This is a genomic window from Sporomusa sp. (assembly GCF_057736855.1).
Genome location: NZ_JBYKYF010000422.1, coordinates 1 through 2,089, shown reverse-complemented (window position 1 = coordinate 2,089; position 2,089 = coordinate 1). Strand labels below are relative to the sequence as shown.

Below are 2,089 nucleotides of genomic sequence, written 5' to 3'. Positions count from 1 at the left end.
CGTGATGAATTAAAAGGAATTGTCGACATTCAGATCGTAGCCTTCCCACAGGAAGGAATACTGTCTTATCCCAATGGCAAACAGTTATTGGAAAACGCTGTACGCATGGGAGCCGATTGTGTCGGCGCCATTCCGCATTATGAATTCACAAGAGAGTACAGTGTCGAGTCTCTGAACTTTGCCATGCAATTAGCGGAAAAATATGATAAGCTGGTAGATGTTCACTGTGATGAAATTGACGACGAAGCTTCCCGTGGCTTAGAAACCCTGGCATGCAGGGCTTACGAATCTGGGATGAAAGAAAGAGTTACTGCCAGCCATACCACCGCGATGCATTCCTATAATAACGCGTATGTTTCTAAACTATTTAGGCTGCTCAAATTAAGCGAAATCAATTTTGTCGCCAACCCATTGGTCAATACCCATCTTCAGGGCAGAATGGATACCTATCCCAAACGTCGTGGCGTCACCCGGGTAAAGGAACTGCTGGCGGCAGGAATCAATGTATCTTTCGGACATGACGATATCTTTGACCCATGGTATCCGTTAGGAGACGGCAACATGCGTGACGTAGTACACATGGGCCTGCATGTCTGTCAAATGATGGGCTATGAGGAAATCCTAAATTCCTATCGCCTAATCACCCATAATGCAGCACGAACACTTAATTTGAAGCATTATGGAATCAAAGAAGGACATCCTGCCGACTTTATCGTACTGGATGCCACCAACTTCTATGATGCGCTGAATGAAAAATCCGCCGTTCTCTACTCCTACCGGGGCGGTAAATTAATTGCCTCCACCACTCCAAGTATCAAAAAGGTACTCTTTTAAAACATCAGACATAAAAAGACTATTAACCAAAAACACCTCCGCACCGGTATTCTGACATCACGTCAGTATACACGACGAAGGTGTTTAATTATTTTAGCAAGTTTCTCTACTAACCCCCTAGTTATAAAAAATCCGCAGTAGCAAAAAAGCCTCCCGGAAAATATTGCGTCTATTTATGTGCATAAAACGAGGTCAAGCAGAAAATACTATTCACTCTAACATAAATATGCTAAACTAATGGTACAAGCATATATCTAGGGGGGATTGAAATGAGATCATCTTTGCTCAATTCTATCGAAAAGACACTAGATACATTGCATTTTTTATATCGTGCCGCACCAGTTATTTTAGGAATCTGTTTCGTCCTTGCAGCCCTGGTATGTTATATATTAGTGAATTCTATAATGGGAAACTAAGTTTATGGTGAACCTGCCTTTTTGGTGGGTTCTTTTTTCTTGCATTGAGCATCATTAAGTATTATTTAATCCAGTGCAGTTTTTATAGCTCTAATCTTTGCCTTACTCTTTTTACTAATCCCCCCTTAAGCCATTCCGTCTTTTTGTGGCGCAACCACGAGTCTTTGAGCAACTCAGCTATTTCCCTGCCCTCAGAACCACCATTACGCATACGTGTAAGCCAATAGTTAACCATTGCTTCAAACCTATCTGGCTTAGCATCATCATAACCTTGGGACAGCATTTCTCGTTTAACTGGTGAAACACTTTCCATCATTTCGGCACATCGGCGTGCTATTTTCTCGGCTTCCCATTGTGCTGCTTCTTGGGCAATACATTGTTGTTTTCTTGAACTCGCTGTAATGCGCTAATCAGCCTAAAATTTTTAAAAATGCCATAACCGGAAGAACGCTTGCTGCCTATTCCCCAGCTTTCCAGAGCTTGCTGCAGCAAGGTAGCTGCCAACGCAGTAGCTTGAACATCACCTTGAATAGCGAAGTAAAAATCACCAACAACAGCAATCTGGGGTGCGGGAATAGGAGAATCAAAATCTGTTGCCGCTTGTTCACCGTAGGAAGAATAGTAGTCAGAATGATGGGTGGTGATTATTTCTGGTACAAAAGGTTTCTCAATATTTGGTATCCACATTGCATCATAAAATTGAACCCCGCCGCTTTCTGACTGTTGGGAGCCAGTAACATCATCTGCCGAGGCTCCAAAAAGCCATTGATATAGCTCGGCATTGATTTTGACGCTGGCGGCGTAAGCTCGGCAAAGTCCCTTAACAGAAGACCCGGGTA

At 42.9% G+C, this 2,089-nt stretch carries 3 protein-coding genes; 1 reads left to right on the top strand and 2 read right to left on the bottom strand.

What is annotated here, in order from left to right:
• A partial coding sequence (gene codA, locus AC29Z1_RS17145; RefSeq protein WP_488272661.1) for a cytosine deaminase occupies positions 1 to 834 on the top strand: 834 nt, incomplete at its 5' end.
• Positions 835 to 1,332: 498 nt separating this feature from the next.
• Here codA and AC29Z1_RS17140 read toward each other — a convergent pair.
• Both AC29Z1_RS17140 and cmr6 read right to left on the bottom strand, forming a co-directional pair.
• The gene (locus tag AC29Z1_RS17140; protein WP_488272660.1) at positions 1,333 to 1,566 is read right to left on the bottom strand and encodes a hypothetical protein; all 234 of its coding nucleotides are present in this window, start codon (positions 1,564 to 1,566) and stop codon (positions 1,333 to 1,335) included.
• A 17-nt stretch (positions 1,567 to 1,583) separates the two neighbouring features.
• A partial coding sequence (gene cmr6, locus AC29Z1_RS17135; RefSeq protein WP_488272659.1) for a type III-B CRISPR module RAMP protein Cmr6 occupies positions 1,584 to 2,089 on the bottom strand: 506 nt, incomplete at its 5' end.

Coding starts and splice junctions, on each gene's coding strand:
- AC29Z1_RS17140 (WP_488272660.1), bottom strand. CDS start 1,566: ATGATGGAAAGTGTTTCACCAGTTAAACGAGAAATGCTGTCCCAAGGT.